Origin of the sequence: Bacillus sp. 220_BSPC (assembly GCF_001054655.1) — a bacterium.
Lineage (GTDB): Bacteria > Bacillota > Bacilli > Bacillales > DSM-1321 > Peribacillus > Peribacillus frigoritolerans.
The window spans coordinates 18,980-36,196 of sequence record NZ_JVPL01000255.1; the positions used below are offsets into that span (position 1 = coordinate 18,980).

The window sequence follows — 17,217 nt, forward strand, 5'->3', positions numbered from 1 at the left end:
AATTTCACATCAGGCTTGTTGCATAAAAAAAGACCATTCTAAAATTTTTTATCCAAAAAATGAACTGGATTGAAAAAAATATGGGCTGTGAGTGAGGATCACAGCCCATCATTATTTATATTATTTTGTTGAATCCGCCATTTCTATGCCGGAACTATCATAAAAACTTTCTTTTTTTTGATTTGATTTTTCCGTTAATGCATTAAATTCCTCATTCGCTTCCAAAACTTTTGTATAAGAGGTATTTATTTTCTCGATTTGCACTTGTAATTCATCCATTTTCAAATCCTCTTTTTTAAAAAGCTCATATAATTCACGATCATAAGCGAGACTTTGTTGATAAGCATCATATAAATCATCATAGGTGCTATAGCGCTCACTCATGATCTTTTTCATTTCAGTCGCTTCTTTTTTTATCTTTTCATCCTCTATTTTCCCGATTTGTTCATCTATTTGATTGAATTGTTCTTTTGAGGATTGCATACTGCTTTGTTCCTTTTCAATTATTTTTTCCCTTTCGTCGATATTCTTGGCTGCTTCATCTGAAAGCTCGACGATCCGTTCATAATCATCCAATCCAAGTTTAATGATTTTCTCATATTTTTCTTTTTCTTTTTTCTCCAATTCATTAAGCGGCTCTTGATTCTCGGTGAAATCACTTTCCTTTTCTGCAGTTTTCTCCAGGATTTTGTGGATTCTTTCTTCCGGTGAACCATTAAAACAACCAGTCAAGATCACTAAAGAAAGAAGTAAGATAACAAATGGACCAAAACGTTTCAACATAGACAACTCCTTCTGATAGTTCTTTGAAGATTCATGTTCCTCAATTCATTCTTAAGCCGCAGACATTTGTTACAATCATATTCCGAACAGGTTTTTTTCATTACTGGGCGCTAGCCTACACCCTTTAAACCATACTGCATAGGCTGTAGGGACCGTTTCAAATTTGAATGGTCAGCATTTTAATAAATACAAAAACGGAGGTATGAAATTATGTATGGAGGTTTCAACCAAGAATGTTGTTATCCGGTTTCCGCTGCACCCAGCTATGGATATGGCGATGGTGGAGGCTGCGGCTTTGGAAGCGGCTTTGCCCTGATCATTGTCCTGTTCATTCTGTTAATCATCGTCGGCGCGTGCTTATGCTAACCAGGTAATTACTATTACCTTTACCCGAAAATGATAACGATTTACCCTGATTCACAAAAAATGATAATATTTTTTAAATAGACCAACATGCAAATAAAATAATGGCAGGGATAGGAAATCATCGACTTGATTCCGTCCCCTCCATTTTTCTTTCATTAAACCATTCATTAACTTTCACCCTTTTTTTTGTTAAAATAACCCTATACATATTATAAGAATTTTTATGGGGTGAAAGATTATGCTTACCATGGATGATTTTGTTAATGAAGACGATCCAATCTTAAGGCAAGTCGCGGTAGAGGTTCGGCTTCCGGCATCAAATGAAGATAAGCAACTTTTAGCCAGCTTGATGGAATATGTCCAAAACAGCCAGAAACCTGATATTGCTGCTCTATACGGGTTAAGGGCAGGAATTGGCTTGGCTGCACCACAGGTTAATGTTTCAAAAAGGATGATTGCGGTTCATTTAAAAGAAAAGGATGATCAACTTTATAGCTATGCACTTTTCAACCCTAAACTCGTTAGCCATTCAGTCGAAAAAGCATACTTGACATCCGGAGAAGGCTGCCTTTCCGTAAATCGTCCCGTTTCCGGCTATGTGCCACGTTATGCCCGAATAACGGTTGCGGGTACGGACCTGGAAGGAAAATCGGTTCAACTCCGCCTGAAAGGCATCGCAGCCATTTGCTTTCAACATGAAATCGACCACCTTAATGGTATCATGTTTTATGATCATATAAATCCGGAAGACCCCTATGCCATTCCGGAAAATTCAATTGCGGTGGAAAGGTAACGTAATAAGCAAAACCCCCGTCTGTTGGTTGACGGGGGCTTTATTTTTTATATCAGTTCAAGTTCCTTCAAACCAAAAAGTATGCCATCATCATCGACATCCTTCGTTACAAAGTCGGCCTCTTGCTTCACAAGCTGACCGGCATTCCCCATAGCCACGCCATATCCCGCTACTTTTAACATCTCTATATCGTTTAAGCCATCTCCAAAGGCGTAAACATCCTCAAGAGCAAACCCGACTTTTTCCATTAATATTTTAATGCCTTCAGCCTTTGAACCCCCGAATGGAAGTACATCCGTCGAATACTCATGCCATCTAATGAAGTGAAAATCATCATATTTCCCAACAAAGTTCCCTTCTTCATCTTCCGAACAGAATAATAAGGCTTGGTATATATCATGGTCCTCATAAAAATCCGCCACATGTTCAGGGTGGGGAAACTTAAGGCTGCTTAATGCTTCTTCTATTCTGCTATGATGCGGAACACTCGATTTCATTGTTTCCTCATTCATGAACACGATCGGTATTTCATTTTTTTCAGCATGTTCGTGAAGGCGTTTTATCTCAGGTATGCTCAAAGGGTTTTTATAAACGACTTTCCCTTCAAAAACAACGTATTGTCCATTGAAACTTACGAATGTATCGATGCCAAGCTCTTCCCTTAAAGACTCGAACATGAACGGAGCCCTTCCTGTGGCAATCGCTACAAAAACCCCGCTATCCTGCAGTTGCTTAATGGCTTCTTTTGTTGAAGCAGGTAACTTTTTTTCATGATCAAGCAATGTTCCGTCAATATCAAAGAATACGATTTTCACTTGCGATTCACTTCCAATTCATTCATTTTTTCCTTTTTAATATGTACCCATTTAATAATTGTCATCAAGATAAGTCAAGTAACTCTACCGGACCCAACTCAAAGTTACGTTTTTTATTCAGGAATGGGCATATACTATTCTTAATGAAATAAACTCAGGCTTTCCAGATTACACTTCTCCCATCCTTCTGCCTCTTAAATCCCAGTTGCTTGTTTGAAAGAGCCTTTTTTTTCAAAAATGGGCCATGTACCTGTAAAGACGTATTTACATTATTGAATAATCCTATACAATAATAACTAAGGGAGCGTGATCGCCATGTTAAAAAAGCTTCGTAAAAAGCTTGCTAAACAGTGGAATGATCTTTTAAGAAAAAAATCTATCGCATGATTTGCCACTCATTCCTGCCTTGGCCGTCATCCATATGCGAATTTTTTTCGGACAGCCCTTCAAAAACTTGCGGAGGGCTTCTTCCTTGTTGTAAAGTTCTTGTTAGGCATTCTTTCTATCTTGGCTTTTATATGGTCAGGTGAATACATATTTCAATCAAAATATGAGTCGCTGTGTTTTCATGAAACGCTGTACACAGTGGTACTGTATTAATTTAGTAAAGAAATCGTTTACGAAAAAAAGATCCCATGATTTAAGTTTTACACATGGCAAAAACGGATAGGATATAAGATAGAGGAAGCTACAATTGGATTGATACCAGATTCGGCCATCTATTTTTTTATATACTTTTAGACATTGGTATATTTAATTCATCAAACCCCTTCCGTTTTTATGGCGGATCTGGGTTTATTTTTACATGATGTTGAAAAACATGAAAAAATTGTTGTTTTTATATATAATGAAAAAAGCAATGCAAACAAGTGAGGAGAGATTAAAATGGTTTTTAAGGTATACTATCAAGTAACCATATCAGAGGTTCCCATCAGGGAGAATACTAAAACAATGTTTGTCGAAGGTGAATCCGTTCGTGACGTTCGTTTAAAATTAAAAAAAGAACCTTATAATGTAGAAATCGTACTACCCGTAACCGGAGCATATTTAGAATATGAAAAACAAAATGAAGATTACAAAGTATTGGAGCTATAATTTATGAAATTCGTAAAAAACGATCAAACAGCTGTATTCGCCTTGGGCGGTTTAGGCGAAATCGGTAAGAACACATATGCTGTTCAGTTTCAAGATGAAATCATCATCATTGATGCTGGAATTAAATTTCCTGAAGATGAACTCCTCGGTATTGACTATGTGATTCCAGATTACAGCTATTTAGAGAAAAATGTAGATAAAATCAAAGGTGTTTTCATTACCCATGGTCATGAAGACCACATTGGCGGGATTCCTTATTTACTTAGAAAAGTGAATGTCCCTGTATACGGCGGGAAGCTTGCACTTGGACTGCTTCGTAATAAATTGGAAGAACACGGCCTTTTACGTCAGACAACCATGATTGAAATCAGTGAAGATGAAGTGATCAAGTTCCGGAAAACGTCCGTCTCTTTCTTCCGTACAACTCACAGTATCCCTGACTCATATGGAATCGTCGTAAAAACCCCACCTGGACAAATTGTCCATACTGGTGATTTTAAATTCGACTTCACCCCAGTGGGTGAGCCTGCAAACCTGACCAAGATGGCTGAAATCGGTAAAGAAGGTGTATTGTGCTTACTCTCGGATAGCACAAATAGTGAAGTGCAGAACTTTACTATGTCCGAAAGCCGTGTCGGTGATACCATTCAAGACATTTTCCGCAAGGTTGACGGCCGGATTATTTTTGCAACGTTTGCATCGAACATCCATCGCCTTCAGCAAGTTGTGGAAGCAGCCGTGGCCAACGGCCGTAAAATAGCCGTTTTTGGCCGAAGCATGGATTCAGCCATATCAATCGGACAAGATCTTGGTTATATCGTAGCGCCTAAAGATACATTCATTGATGTACAGCAATTGAATCGTATGCCTGCGAATAAAGTAACCATCCTTTGTACAGGCAGCCAAGGTGAACCAATGGCAGCACTGTCGCGCATAGCGAACGGCACTCACCGTCAAATTCAAATCATCCCTGGTGATACGGTAGTATTTTCTTCTTCACCCATCCCAGGTAACACAATCAGTGTTTCCAGAACGATCAATCAATTATATCGTGCAGGAGCAGACGTCATTTCAGGTCCTCTTAATGACATTCATACATCAGGACATGGCGGACAGCAGGAACAAAAGCTTATGCTCCGTTTGATAAAACCAAAATTCTTCATGCCAATCCATGGTGAATACCGTATGCAAAAACTGCATGCCCGCCATGCAGTCGATTGCGGCGTTCCGGAAGAAAATTGTTTTATCATGGATAATGGTGAAGTTCTTTCCTTAAGTGAGAACACAGCTCAAATCGCTGGTAAAATCCCTTCAGGTTCGGTTTATATCGATGGAAGCGGCATTGGGGATATCGGTAATATCGTTCTCCGTGATCGTCGGATTCTTTCCGAGGAAGGCCTTGTCGTTGTTGTGGTCAGCATCAATATGAAGGAATTCAAAATTGCATCCGGTCCTGACATCATCTCACGCGGATTTGTTTATATGAGAGAATCAGGAGACCTTATCAGCGATGCTCAATCCTTGATCACAAAGCATTTAAATAAGGTGATGGATCGCAAAACTACACAATGGTCTGAAATCAAAAATGAAATTACAGACACTCTATCTCCATTCCTATATGAAAAAACGAAACGCCGTCCGATGATCCTGCCGATCATCATGGAAGTGCAATAAATAATAGAAGCCCAGCCATGATTTGGCTGGGCTTTTTTTGTTTAGGTTTTTAAATCCCCCACCTTGAATTCCACTCCAGGCACTCACTTTCCACGGCTGTCCGGGAGGCCCCCGGCGCCTTAGAAGCCTGTGGGGTCTCCCTTACACGTCTCCCGCAGGAGTCTTGAATACCCGCTCCAATCAATTTTGTTTTAAAAGTTAGATAGAACTCCTTTTGTCTAAAGTCTTTCTTGTTTTAAAAATGGAAAGCTTCCGAAAGTAAACTGATAAGAAGCATGTATTTGTTCATTCCACACTGTCGAAGTGCCGGAAACACGTACGCAAAAATAAAAAGGGAATTGAAAAATTGTCGATGCAGGCTATTCTCTATAACTCCTTCAGATCCAATTAAAAAACAAAAAGGCTTCGGAATGAGGCCATTCCGAAACCTTTTTGTTTTCCTTTGATAAAAGCGCTGCTCGATTTTAGCAGGACGCTTACTTATTCCACAATTTTTTTTTCAAAGCGATTGATGTCCGAATCCGCGCCGATGACGATCAATATATCACCTTTATGAATTAAATCGCTCGCCTGTGGGGAAACATTTATTTCGTTCCCTCTTTTGATTGCGACTATATTCAGTCCATAGTGGGCACGGATATCAAGGTCAATTATCGAGTTTCCATTCATCTTTTGGCTTGCAACAATTTCGACGATGGAGTGTTCATCAGAAAGCTCCAAATAATCGAGAATATTATTGGAGACGATATTATGGGCAATCCTTCTCCCCATATCCCGTTCGGGGTGCACGACAAAGTCGGCCCCGATTTTACGAAGAACCTTCTCGTGATAATCATTTTGCGCTTTAACCGTAACATTTCCGACACCCAATTCCTTAAGCATGAGAGTCGTCAATATACTGGCTTGAATATTCTCGCCAATCGCTACAATGACGTGATCAAAATTTCGAATCCCTATGTTTCTCAGTACATTTTCATCTGTCGTATCCCCTACTACAGCATGTGAAGCTATTCTGGCAAATTCATTCACTCGATCTTCGTCGGCATCGATAGCCAGAACCCCTAATCCTTCTTCAGCTAATGTCTTGACTATGCTGCCGCCAAAACGGCCAAGTCCAATCACCGCAAATTCTTTTTTCACAATAAGCCCTCCAACGTCATTCGTTCTTTCTTTAGAGCATGTTCTGTACTGAAAATCATTTTTATGCTTCGCTTCCTTTAAACGTTATATAATCCGTTAAGTGATCGATCGCGAGTTCAATCGCTTTTTCATCCGGGCTTAACTTGGCGTGGTGCAATCCGTATTCCGATGAAACCCCCAGCCAGAACATGAATCCTGGAATCTCCTTTAACATATAACCAAAATCTTCACCAGTCATTGCTTCAGTACATTGATGCAAACGAACAGCAGTTGACCTCTCTGTGAATTCCATGAATTCCCGGGTCAACCGTTCTTCATTATATACCTGGTGATACATTGCGCCATAGTCGATTTCAGCCAAGCACTCATATCCCACTTGTATACCATCCACAAGCGCTTTTATCCTAGACTTGACCTTTACCATTGATTCGGGGTTAAGAGTGCGTATTGTACCCTCTAACCGCGCTGTCTCCGCAATAATGTTTTGAACAGTGCCTCCAGTAATCTTCCCAACTGTAATGACAGCTGAATCAAGCGGATTGACATTCCTGGAAACGATTGTTTGAAGCTGCCCTACAAGCGAGCAGGCCGCAATGACCATGTCATTTGTTTCGTGCGGATAGGCTGCATGTCCTCCTTTCCCCCTCAAATCGATGAATAATTCAGATGTATTGGCAAATAGAAGCCCTTCTTTAACGGCAATCGTCCCAACTGGATACTCCGGAGCAATATGTAAAGCAAGAATCATATCAGGCTTCCATTTTTTCATCGTTTCCGATTTAAGCATTGGTTCAGCTCCGCCAGGACCCTCTTCTGCAGGCTGGAAGATGAATAGCAAGTCATCATCTATCGGATTTTCCGTGAAATATGTCAATAATCCCAAACCTATGCTCATATGAAAATCATGACCGCAGGCATGCATATATTCCTCGTGGTTGGATGCAAACGGCAATCCGGTTTCCTCTTTTATCGGCAAACCGTCTATATCAGCCCTGTAGCCAATGGTTTTCCGCGGGTTCATTCCCTTCACTTTCACGAATATCCCAGTTCGCCATGTTTCTATTTCCATTCGCTCCTGGGCCAGATTGGTTATGTAATTCAGTAGGTATTGCTGCGTCTTGAATTCTTTGAACCCTATCTCCGGTATTTGATGCAGATCACGCCGGATCTTGGCAAAAGGGTTTATTTTCACATTATTCCCTCCCTATACAGAAAGCGTGGATATAGTTATCCACGCTTCAGGCAATATTCACTAAAGAAATTAAAGTTGACGAAGTTCTTGCATGATTTCTGTTTTTGATTTTGTTTTTTCGTCAATTTGTTTAATGACCCTCGCCGGGATACCAGCAGCCACGGAGTATGGAGGAACGTCTTTCGTTACGACGGCACCAGCAGCGACAACGGAACCTTCTCCGATTTTGACACCTTCCAGTACGACCGCATTGGCTCCGATCAATACATCATCTTCCAAAATGACCGGCTGTGCGGAAGGCGGCTCGATGACACCTGCTAAAACGGCACCAGCACCTACGTGACAGTTTTTGCCCACTGTTGCACGTCCGCCCAGTATTGCGTTCATGTCGATCATTGTACCTTCACCGATGACAGATCCAATATTGATTGATGCACCCATCATGATGACTGCGTTATCTCCAATGGAAACTTGGTCACGGATTATTGCGCCTGGCTCGATACGGGCTTTGATGCCTTTTAGGTCCAATAAAGGAATGGCAGAGTTACGACGATCATTTTCAACTACATAATCCTCGATTTTTGTTCCTGCTGCCTTGATCGCTTCTTCGATTTCAGACCACTCACCGAATACAACCCCTGTATTTCCTGTTATGAAAGTTTTAGAAGCTGGGCCAAAATCCAGGCCTTCTAAATCGCCTTTGACATATACCTTTACAGGTGTAGATTTTTTACTATTCGAGATAAAAGAAATAATTTCGTTTGCATCCATTTTATTCATTCCGGGTAAACCTCCTAAATATGTATCATTACTCGTTTTAAATTTACCAGACAACAGCCGGCAAGACAAGTTGAATGTCACTCATATATATTAATCTGCCCTATTGACATTTTCGTCGGCGGACCTATAACATTCCTTGGTCGCGGATATGCTCTTTCACCACTTCCGTGAATGCTTGGACTTGCTTTAACTGGAAGGCAGATTCATAGCCGCAAAGCCATGTATCACGTTCGATTGAGTGGTTATGCCCATCCAGTAGAGGGATTTTAAATACATTCGTATCTTTATCATGTAAAGTGATGGCTGGCAGGATCGCATATCCAATACCATTAAACACCATTTGTTTGCATGTTTCGATTTGATCAACGACTATGGTGTTTTTTGGTGTCGTTTGAAATTGCCGATGCCACCAATCTTGGATTTCCTGATAATAATTCGAATCGCTTTTAAACTGAATGAATGGACGGTCCGTTTCGAACACTTGATTCAATTCCTTCATTTCGGTATCCACCAAATACAGCATATCCGTGAATAAATGCTGTTTTACGCCTTTCCAATCCGGTGCTCCCCTTATGATGCCAATATGCACTTGCCCTTCATACAAAGACTTTAAAATCTCACTGCTCCAGCCAGTGATCAAGGAAATTTTTGCATACGGATATTTTCGGACGAACTTTTTCAATACTTGCGGCAGCCAATTTTGACCGACAATCGAGGCACAGGCTATTTTCAAAGTGCCATATACTTCATGGTCCATGGCTTGAATACTTTCCCTGACCTTCTCTTCTTTTTCTATAACCTCATTGGCCAAACGAATTACCGCTTCACCTGCAGGCGTCAGTGACAGCCCCTTTTGTGAACGCAGAAACAGTTTCGAGCCCCAATCCTTTTCTATTGATTGTAAACGCTGGGATAAAGCCGGCTGGGAAACGAACAACCGCTCAGCTGCTTTTCTCATATTCATTTCCTGAGCAAGCACTGATAATAAATGAAATTCTGAAAATGACATACACACCAACCTCTTGATAATTAATTCTTATCATGATGATTTAATTTATTTAAATTTTATTATCAACAAAGTCCGCTTATAATACAAGAGAAAAGAAACGGAGTGAATATCCTTTGACGATCATTTTATTGCTTGCCATCAGTTTTGCAGCATCCTTTGTCGGGACATTGGCCGGGAGCGGCGGTCTCATCGGCATGCCGTCCCTTCTTTTGATAGGTTTACCCATTCACCAGGTTATTGGATCAGTCAAATTTTCCAATATGTTTTCTTCTTTTTCTAGCTTTTATATTTTACTCAAGAAAAAGCAGCTAAAATTGAAGGATGCCCTCCAGTTAATCCCATTTGCCCTTTTTGGTGGCTTATGCGGCGGTCTGCTTGCTAATTCATTCTCCGAGAAGGCAATGAATTTGTTAGCCATCTGCCTTTTGACTGTCGCTTTGATCATGAATTTCATCAAAAAACCGCAACCTTCCGATGAATCGGATTGGCATCTCCCAAAAAAAGTTTATCCATCCCTATTCGGAATCAGTGTCTATGACGGAATGTTCGGACCGGGACAGGCGACCATGCTCATGTATACCTTTTTAAGAAATGGCGCCACCTACCTTCAATCCCTTGCCTTTACTAGATTCCAAACTTTCATTAGCTGTACAGCTGCATTCATTACCTATTTCATGGCCGGTAACATTGCATGGGGGATTGCCATTTATTACACGATCGGTTCCCTGATCGGATCACAGCTGGCCTTGCGTGTGGCTCAAAAAATTTCCACTGGACAGTTGAAATTCATTTTACATTCGGTCACGATCGCATTATTGATTCAATTGGTCATCAGAGTTGCGTTTCCTTAAAACAAAGGCAAACTCCATTAACGAGTCTGCCTTTTTCCTATGCCTTCTTATTCTACCTTATTCTTTCTTAGTCTTGTTAGAAACAGGAAGCTGATTACAGAGAAGACTAGAACAATGAGATAAATGGTCTGTAAAGACAATGTAAGTCCTTCCTGTAAAACATTTACCACATTTTCAGGAAGCGACGTGCGTTCTTCACTGTTCAACAATTTATTTGCCGTATCTATCGTCACTCCCGATCCGGCCGGCGCATGCTCGTTCAGATAAGCGTGAAGCCTCATATTCATGATTCCTCCAAGTAATGCAGCACCTACAGTATTTCCTAAATTACGCATGAACATATTGGAAGCTGTCGCAATACCCCTTCGTTCCCAGCTGACGGTTTTTTGTATGACGACAATGAATGAGGTAGAAGTCAAGCCCATGCCTACACCGACAAAGAAGGATCCCATGGCGGCAATAATGGGCCCAGCTTCCGGCTTCATCCATACTAGGATCAGACTCCCAAGGATCAATGAGCACCCTCCAAGAAGGGAGGTTGATTTAAATCCTATTTTCAACAATAACTTGCCTGACACCATAGATGCGATCGGCCAGCCAATTGACATAGCTGTCAATGTAAAACCAGCTACCGTAGGCGAGCGCTCCATCACGCCCTGAACGAATGTGGGGAGGAAACTTGATAATCCAATCATCATCACCCCTGTCGTCAAGGATACTAGGTTCGCAATCAGAATGGAACGCTCCTGCCAGATTTCAAATGGCATCATCGGTTCGGATGCTTTCTTTTCCTGAAGAATGAATAGGATAAAGGTGATGATGGCCACTAATGCCAAGGATATGACCGGAGCTGAAGTCCATGACCATTTCACTCCTCCTTCTACGAGCAGCACCATAAGAGTGGATATGGACAATGTCAATAGCGTTGCACCTAGGTAATCGATATCACGTTTTTTCTTTTCGATATTTTCATGAAGGAATAACCAAATTCCAATAAAAGATAGTACGCCCAAGGGAATATTGACCCAAAAGACAAGTTTCCAAGTCAGGGATTCAACGAGCAAGCCGCCCAATGCTGGTCCCATGACCGCTGAAATGCCCCAAACGCTCGATAGATACCCTTGAACGCGTGCCCTCTCTTCATTTTTATAGATATCACCAATAATTGTCGAGGCTACAGGTGCTACAGCTCCCGCCCCAAAACCTTGTACAAAGCGATAAATGATGAGTTCCGTCATTGAATTGGCAAAGCCGCAAAGAAGGGAGCCGATTAAAAAGACAACGATTCCAAATAATAAGACGGGTTTTCTCCCGAGTATGTCCGATAGCTTTCCATAGATCAAAACTGTTACGGCATTCATTAATAAATAGCCTGAAAACACCCAGCTGTATAGTGAAAAACCACCTAAATCACTTACAATGGCCGGCATTGCCGTCGAAACGATCGTTCCTTCAATAGCATTCATAAACATCGCCAACATGATGGCAGCCAATATGAAGGGACGTTTCAATTTTTTATTCTGCACGTTTGCACTATCCATTGCATGGCCCAATGTTTGCATCCTCTCCTAATAGATCCTACCTGTTAATAGACTTAACCACTAACTGGATCAAATATGTAAAAAAACAAGAAAACTCGCCAACTGGCGAGTCTTGGGGTTAACCGTCATTTTATGCCTTGCTTATTTATCAGGTGTATTTTGTTTAAATACTTTTTTCAAGATTGCCCTTCTTGTTAAGATGCCTTCAAATACATGTTCGTCATTCTCCACACAGACAAACGGATGATCAATCAACAATTCCACACCCTTGGTCAATGTATCTTCAATATGCAGGCGAGGTATTTCTATATTCATTATTTCGGAAACTTTTTTATGCTCAAGATTATCAAATTCAATTCGTTCCAGTCCCAAGATTGAATCGAGAATGACTGGTGTGCTAATTAAACCATGCAGTTTATACATCGGATCTAACACAGGAATGGCCGTATAACCGCTCTTTGTTAATACCAATAGTGCATGTTCTAAGTTATTGGTTACCTGCACGTGGGCCACGCGTTCAGAAGAAATCATTAAATCTTTAACGCTGGATTCCAATAAATCCCCATCATGAGTACCGATCATGTTAAAACCCCTTACCATATGTTTTTATATACAGCTCTTTCTATAGTTTAACATATGTAAGCAGAAAAGGCTCATTCCTAGACCAATAAAATCCCAATTGGCGGGATTCGTGAGAGACCCTTAGCCCTTACTAGTTTTGATGTTAACCTGTTTAAAACCGCATTCCGGGCATTGATAAATCACATTTTGGTTGGATTGTGCCGTTAATACATTTTCCATTTCCCTTTCCTCACCGCATTCCGGGCATATTACCATCGGATTTTTCATTTACATCCCTCCAACTAATAAGATGTCGTAAAAATCACGACTTCATTCAGTAAAATTTGACCGGTTTTTCACAATAAAAAAGCCGCTTCCAATGGAAGGCGGCTTTTTGTGTTTTTTTAAGATTGAAGAAGATCAAAGATTTCAATGGTAATCATATCAATATTATCAAATTGATATTTTGATGATTTCCCTTTATCACTGTATACTTCAAGCTCGAACATTTCTGTTTTGCTGAAATATGTAACCTGGCACTTTTTCACACCATCTATTTCAAAAAAACGTTGAGCAGATTCAGATTCCTTCGCTTGCTCTTGAAGACTTTTCAATCTGGTAAGGATGCCCTGTAATTGAGACATACTCCCTCTCCTTTCTGAATAAAACCTTTTCGATAGGTTTCACTATACCATACTTTTCTATCCAGTAGCCACGCGGAAATAAATTCAGAATAATTTAAAACTTCATTCTTTACATGGCACTATTAACAGAATAAAATAAGGAATGGATTTTGTACATGAAAAATTTTCTGGGGGTAGATTCTGTTGCAAAACATTAGTGAGCTTGGTTTTCGAATTTCATTGATTGATGGTTTTGATTTGGATAGAAGAAATCGTACAGGAACATATGTAATTGCCGATGAAGACATCACCTTAGTCGAAACTTCCGCCAGCCCTTCCATCTCCCACTTAATGAAGGGGCTCGAACATTTGGGAATCGCCCTCGAAGATATTACATATATCATTCTTACCCATATTCATTTGGACCATGCAGGTGGAGCTGGACTTTTTTTACAGCATTGTCCGAATGCCAAAGTGATCGTCCACCCAAAAGGCGCAAGGCATCTAGAAGATCCAACACGTTTGATCGCTGGGGCTAAAGCAGTCTATGGTGAAGAATTCAACAAGCTTTTCGATCCGATATTACCTATACCTTTTGAAAAAATGCTGATTAAACAAGATAGGGAATCCCTAAAAACAAGTGATACTTCCACGTTGACCTTTTATGATACGCCAGGACACGCGAACCATCATTTAAGCATATACGATTCGGTTTCAAAAGGGATGTTTTCAGGTGACACCGTAGGCATCTATTATCGTGAACTCGATGAAGAAGGTTTGGAATTTTACTTACCGTCCACATCGCCAAACCAATTTAATCCCGACGCGATGCTTGCTGTAGCGGAATTGTATGAAAGCATTGGCGTCGAACGTATATATTTTGGCCATTACGGCGTATCGGAAAACCCTAAGGAAGTATATAAACAACTTCATTACTGGCTGCCTAAATTTGTGGAGACTGCCAAATCGGCATATAGGGAATATGCTAGCTTCGAGGATCAAGTGGCAGCAACCAGTAAAAATATTTTCACGGAAGTCGCTGTTCATTTAGGCGAAAAAGGAATCACTGCTGATCATCCAGTTTTTGATATCATTGCCATGGACTTGAACGTTTGTTCCATGGGATTGATAGACTATCTTGTAAAACAGGAGAAAAATCGGTAAACGATCCTTGAGGTTTATCCCTATTCAAATGTCTTGGCATTCTCTATAATGAAAAAGTGAACCCTACTAAAGCATATATGGAGGAATGAAATGAAAGACGTTACACTCTATACCCAACCTGATTGCCCTCCCTGCAAAATCATGAAAATGTTCTTTGATGATAATAATATAGTATACAAAGAAAAAGATATTAAAGCAGATGGGCATGCACGTAAAGAACTAACCAATAAATACGGGGCTTATTCCACACCAACGGTCGTCATCGACGGGAAAGCCATTATTGGTTTTGAATTGGACGAAATAAAAAAAGAATTGAATATATAACAAAAAGTCTAGAGAAGGCTGTGGCCTTCTCTAGACTTTTTCATTTCAGCTTCCTTTAAAATCCCCAATTCTATTTTCTGTTTTCATACTTTACATCCGTTACCTTCCAAGCGCCATTTTCCTTTTTCAAAGTAACTGCTTCAACATGTTTTTCCATCGATACAGGTCCGTCCCCATTGTCCTGGAATTCTTCCTGAACATAAATGACATCACCGTTTTTCCCATATACAATTTCCGTATTCTTATCGTAACTGAAGAAAGGGATATAATACGGAGCGAAATCTGAACCAAATGCGGTATAACCGCCTTCGACTTTCACTACATTCGCTTGGACGAACTTCTCGATGAGATCACCTGTGAAATGTTTATCCAACTTTCCTTCAATCGCTTCCTTAGATCGTACTTCTTCGCTGATCGAACGTTGATTCTCCATGGCATCATGTACTAAAGATAGTACTTCCTCTCTATGTAAGCCCTCCGCTGAAGCAGTGAACCCCCCATTTAAAAATAAAAGGACGCTGGCAAGACATGCAACTAAATATTTACTCATTACAATCATCTCCTCGTTATAGAATTTCTCCTAATGATTCGGATTTTTGCCTATGTCTTTCAATACCCGTCCAGGTCAAAGCCAAACTACAAAATCACATTCTCCGTTAGACCTTGAAACCATCGCCCATTTTTCACAATAAAAAAGAAGATTTCATGATATTGAAATCTTCTTCTTACAACTATCGAAAAGCATAGTAAAAAATAAAACCGGCAACCAAAATCGTCCCAATAAAAAGAGAAACGAATATCGGGTTCTTTAAATAAGGATGTTCCTTAACTGAATCATCGATAGTCGAATCATATCTGGCTTTCACTTTCTGTGCCCTTGCTACAGAATAAGTATAAAAGAGCAGATATAACGCCATGACTGTAACGATTATGATTAGAATCCAGATGTACGTGCTCAAAATATGTCTCCTCCAAGCGCATCATTTCTGCTTATCGTTACACATTTAAAGCGATTATATTCATGAATCGTTTTTTATAATAGTGCTTCATTTTCATATAAATAACTATAAGAAAGATCACAGAAAATATATTCCTTATTATTCAGTGGATAGGAAAAGGTCCGAATGGTCTCCCCCGTTTCAATATCACTGTATAAATCGGATAGCCTTCCTTTTTTCTCGTTACGCATCTTTACAATATTTTCGAGGAAATAAGGTCTCCAGCTCCAATTTTTATTCATATAACTCGGTTGGACTATCCATTGCCCGTCCTTATGGAGGATATTGGGGGATTTTTGATACCCCTCTTCATCACATATATATAGACGAAAACATATTGAATCCAATTTTTTCGCCAAAACTCCGAGAAACTCTTCATGGGAGCCGGCCCGCTTATGCTGTTTTAAGAAGTTTTGCATATTCTCGTTGAATTGCAAAGTCTTTTGATAAACGGCTTCAAGCTTCTTGGTCTCTAAAGAAATGAAGGACTGGCATTCTTGATGGAATTTTTCACGAAGTAAATCTTTATTAATGAATTCGCCTTCCGGTTTCGCCAAGAAATACCCTTGATAATATCGTCCCCCATTCTTCCATGCAAAGCGAAGCTGGTATTCGGACTCAATGTTCTCAAATAGTAAGTTGGCGCCGATTTTACGTGCTAGCATGCTTAAAGAAAACAGGATGACCTGATAGGCATCTCCACCTGAGATGCGAAGCTGGTCCAGGTTAACTTTTAAAATATTCGGAGAAATCTGTGCGATTCGGTCCAGTTGCGTATCTTGTCCTAAATGATCTAAAGCTATCTTAATCCCATATGTTTTAAAGTAAGCAAGCACATGCTGCAGAGGATCTAAGTTTTCCGGACTGATCGTGTCTGATAATTCCAACACGATCCGGTGCATTTCCTCCGGTTGAAAATGACGATGTAAAATCTCCATGAATTCTTCGCCATGATCCAGCATAAGCAAATTAGGATCTCTGTTGATAAAGATAAGAAAATCTTCACCATAGTCTTTTATTCTCTCCAAGGCAATTTCAAGTACGTAATTGTCCACTTCCACCCTATACTCTTCCGGCACTGCAGAATCGTGAAAAAATGGCCCAAGGCTTTTATATTCAGATTGTTCCTCATAGCGCCCTAGAATTTCATACCCGATTACCTGATGTTGATCTGCACTGAAAATCGGTTGAAAGAATGGTGTCACCCTGTCTAAATTCTTTAATATCTTTTCTGTATCCATGATGCATCTTCCCCCTAATTACGAAAACACCAATATGCCAAAATTATACCATTAGTTTCTTGCATTGATAATAAATAATTTTAATTCCTACTGCATAACTCTTTTTTCAATACAAATTCCCCATTCATCCTATCCATTTGAAAAGAAACACATTGAAAAGGCATTGCCCATAAATGGAACAATGCCTACCGTTTTTTATGGTTTGTACAATGAACGCTGATTTCCTCTCCAGGCACTCGCTTTCCGCGGGCGGTCCGGGAGCCTCCT

General features: G+C 40.2%; 20 protein-coding genes. 7 read left to right on the top strand and 13 right to left on the bottom strand.

Features of this window, described 5'->3' with window-relative positions; genetic code table 11:
* Window positions 1-120 precede the first annotated feature (120 nt).
* Window positions 121-780, bottom strand: a complete 660-nt coding sequence (locus tag ADA55_RS19985; protein WP_176702844.1) for a YkyA family protein — start codon at window positions 778-780, stop codon at window positions 121-123.
* A gap of 213 nt (window positions 781-993) precedes the next feature.
* Here ADA55_RS19985 and ADA55_RS31475 point away from each other — a divergent pair, with 213 nt between their 5' ends.
* Together ADA55_RS31475 and def are read left to right on the top strand one after the other, a co-directional pair.
* The gene (locus ADA55_RS31475; protein ID WP_063576945.1) at window positions 994-1,149 is read left to right on the top strand and encodes a YjcZ family sporulation protein; all 156 of its coding nucleotides are present in this window, start codon (window positions 994-996) and stop codon (window positions 1,147-1,149) included.
* Between the two features lie 238 nt (window positions 1,150-1,387).
* A complete protein-coding gene (gene def / locus ADA55_RS19990) occupies window positions 1,388-1,942 on the top strand; it encodes a peptide deformylase (protein ID WP_048687085.1) in 555 nt (184 codons plus the stop codon).
* A gap of 47 nt (window positions 1,943-1,989) precedes the next feature.
* Here def and ADA55_RS19995 read toward each other — a convergent pair whose 3' ends face one another.
* A complete protein-coding gene (locus tag ADA55_RS19995) occupies window positions 1,990-2,757 on the bottom strand; it encodes a Cof-type HAD-IIB family hydrolase (RefSeq protein ID WP_053534292.1) in 768 nt (255 codons plus the stop codon).
* 885 nt (window positions 2,758-3,642) lie between these two features.
* Between ADA55_RS19995 and ADA55_RS20000 the strand changes: the two genes are divergently transcribed.
* Both ADA55_RS20000 and rnjA read left to right on the top strand, forming a co-directional pair.
* Complete coding sequence (locus ADA55_RS20000) at window positions 3,643-3,852, top strand: DNA-dependent RNA polymerase subunit epsilon (RefSeq protein ID WP_034314070.1); 210 nt, start codon at window positions 3,643-3,645, stop codon at window positions 3,850-3,852.
* Between the two features lie 3 nt (window positions 3,853-3,855).
* Window positions 3,856-5,526, top strand: coding sequence for a ribonuclease J1 (gene rnjA, locus ADA55_RS20005; protein WP_034314071.1), 1,671 nt, complete (start codon window positions 3,856-3,858; stop codon window positions 5,524-5,526).
* A gap of 480 nt (window positions 5,527-6,006) precedes the next feature.
* Here rnjA and ADA55_RS20010 read toward each other — a convergent pair whose 3' ends face one another.
* The 4 genes from ADA55_RS20010 to ADA55_RS20025 form a co-directional block, all read right to left on the bottom strand.
* On the bottom strand, window positions 6,007-6,666 hold the full coding sequence (locus tag ADA55_RS20010) for a potassium channel family protein (protein ID WP_034314073.1): 660 nt from the start codon (window positions 6,664-6,666) through the stop codon (window positions 6,007-6,009).
* A gap of 61 nt (window positions 6,667-6,727) precedes the next feature.
* Complete coding sequence (locus ADA55_RS20015) at window positions 6,728-7,852, bottom strand: N-acetyldiaminopimelate deacetylase (RefSeq protein ID WP_081088767.1); 1,125 nt, start codon at window positions 7,850-7,852, stop codon at window positions 6,728-6,730.
* A 75-nt stretch (window positions 7,853-7,927) separates the two neighbouring features.
* Window positions 7,928-8,638 (bottom strand): 2,3,4,5-tetrahydropyridine-2,6-dicarboxylate N-acetyltransferase, encoded by a 711-nt coding sequence (gene dapD, locus ADA55_RS20020; protein ID WP_034314078.1) that lies wholly within the window; start codon window positions 8,636-8,638, stop codon window positions 7,928-7,930.
* Between the two features lie 124 nt (window positions 8,639-8,762).
* A complete protein-coding gene (locus tag ADA55_RS20025; protein ID WP_034314080.1) occupies window positions 8,763-9,647 on the bottom strand; it encodes a LysR family transcriptional regulator in 885 nt (294 codons plus the stop codon).
* Between the two features lie 113 nt (window positions 9,648-9,760).
* Between ADA55_RS20025 and ADA55_RS20030 the strand changes: the two genes are divergently transcribed.
* Window positions 9,761-10,498, top strand: a complete 738-nt coding sequence (locus ADA55_RS20030) for a sulfite exporter TauE/SafE family protein (RefSeq protein ID WP_048687093.1) — start codon at window positions 9,761-9,763, stop codon at window positions 10,496-10,498.
* A 47-nt stretch (window positions 10,499-10,545) separates the two neighbouring features.
* Here ADA55_RS20030 and ADA55_RS20035 read toward each other — a convergent pair whose 3' ends face one another.
* From ADA55_RS20035 to ADA55_RS20045, 4 genes are all read right to left on the bottom strand, one after another.
* Complete coding sequence (locus ADA55_RS20035) at window positions 10,546-12,060, bottom strand: MDR family MFS transporter (RefSeq protein ID WP_048687096.1); 1,515 nt, start codon at window positions 12,058-12,060, stop codon at window positions 10,546-10,548.
* 120 nt (window positions 12,061-12,180) lie between these two features.
* Complete coding sequence (gene cbpB / locus ADA55_RS20040) at window positions 12,181-12,621, bottom strand: cyclic-di-AMP-binding protein CbpB (protein ID WP_034314084.1); 441 nt, start codon at window positions 12,619-12,621, stop codon at window positions 12,181-12,183.
* Between the two features lie 120 nt (window positions 12,622-12,741).
* Entirely contained in the window at window positions 12,742-12,888 is a 147-nt protein-coding gene (locus ADA55_RS30115; RefSeq protein ID WP_094246583.1) for a hypothetical protein, read from the bottom strand.
* Between the two features lie 116 nt (window positions 12,889-13,004).
* The gene (locus ADA55_RS20045) at window positions 13,005-13,244 is read right to left on the bottom strand and encodes a YkuJ family protein (RefSeq protein WP_034314086.1); all 240 of its coding nucleotides are present in this window, start codon (window positions 13,242-13,244) and stop codon (window positions 13,005-13,007) included.
* 183 nt (window positions 13,245-13,427) lie between these two features.
* Between ADA55_RS20045 and ADA55_RS20050 the strand changes: the two genes are divergently transcribed.
* Entirely contained in the window at window positions 13,428-14,387 is a 960-nt protein-coding gene (locus ADA55_RS20050; protein WP_048687099.1) for an MBL fold metallo-hydrolase, read from the top strand.
* 90 nt (window positions 14,388-14,477) lie between these two features.
* Window positions 14,478-14,711 (top strand): glutaredoxin family protein, encoded by a 234-nt coding sequence (locus ADA55_RS20055; protein ID WP_034314090.1) that lies wholly within the window; start codon window positions 14,478-14,480, stop codon window positions 14,709-14,711.
* Between the two features lie 70 nt (window positions 14,712-14,781).
* Here ADA55_RS20055 and ADA55_RS20060 read toward each other — a convergent pair whose 3' ends face one another.
* The 3 genes from ADA55_RS20060 to ADA55_RS20070 form a co-directional block, all read right to left on the bottom strand.
* Window positions 14,782-15,261, bottom strand: coding sequence for a DUF3993 domain-containing protein (locus tag ADA55_RS20060; RefSeq protein ID WP_048687100.1), 480 nt, complete (start codon window positions 15,259-15,261; stop codon window positions 14,782-14,784).
* Between the two features lie 181 nt (window positions 15,262-15,442).
* Entirely contained in the window at window positions 15,443-15,670 is a 228-nt protein-coding gene (locus ADA55_RS20065; protein ID WP_048687102.1) for a hypothetical protein, read from the bottom strand.
* Between the two features lie 74 nt (window positions 15,671-15,744).
* The gene (locus ADA55_RS20070; protein WP_048687103.1) at window positions 15,745-16,950 is read right to left on the bottom strand and encodes an EAL domain-containing protein; all 1,206 of its coding nucleotides are present in this window, start codon (window positions 16,948-16,950) and stop codon (window positions 15,745-15,747) included.
* Window positions 16,951-17,217 lie beyond the last annotated feature (267 nt).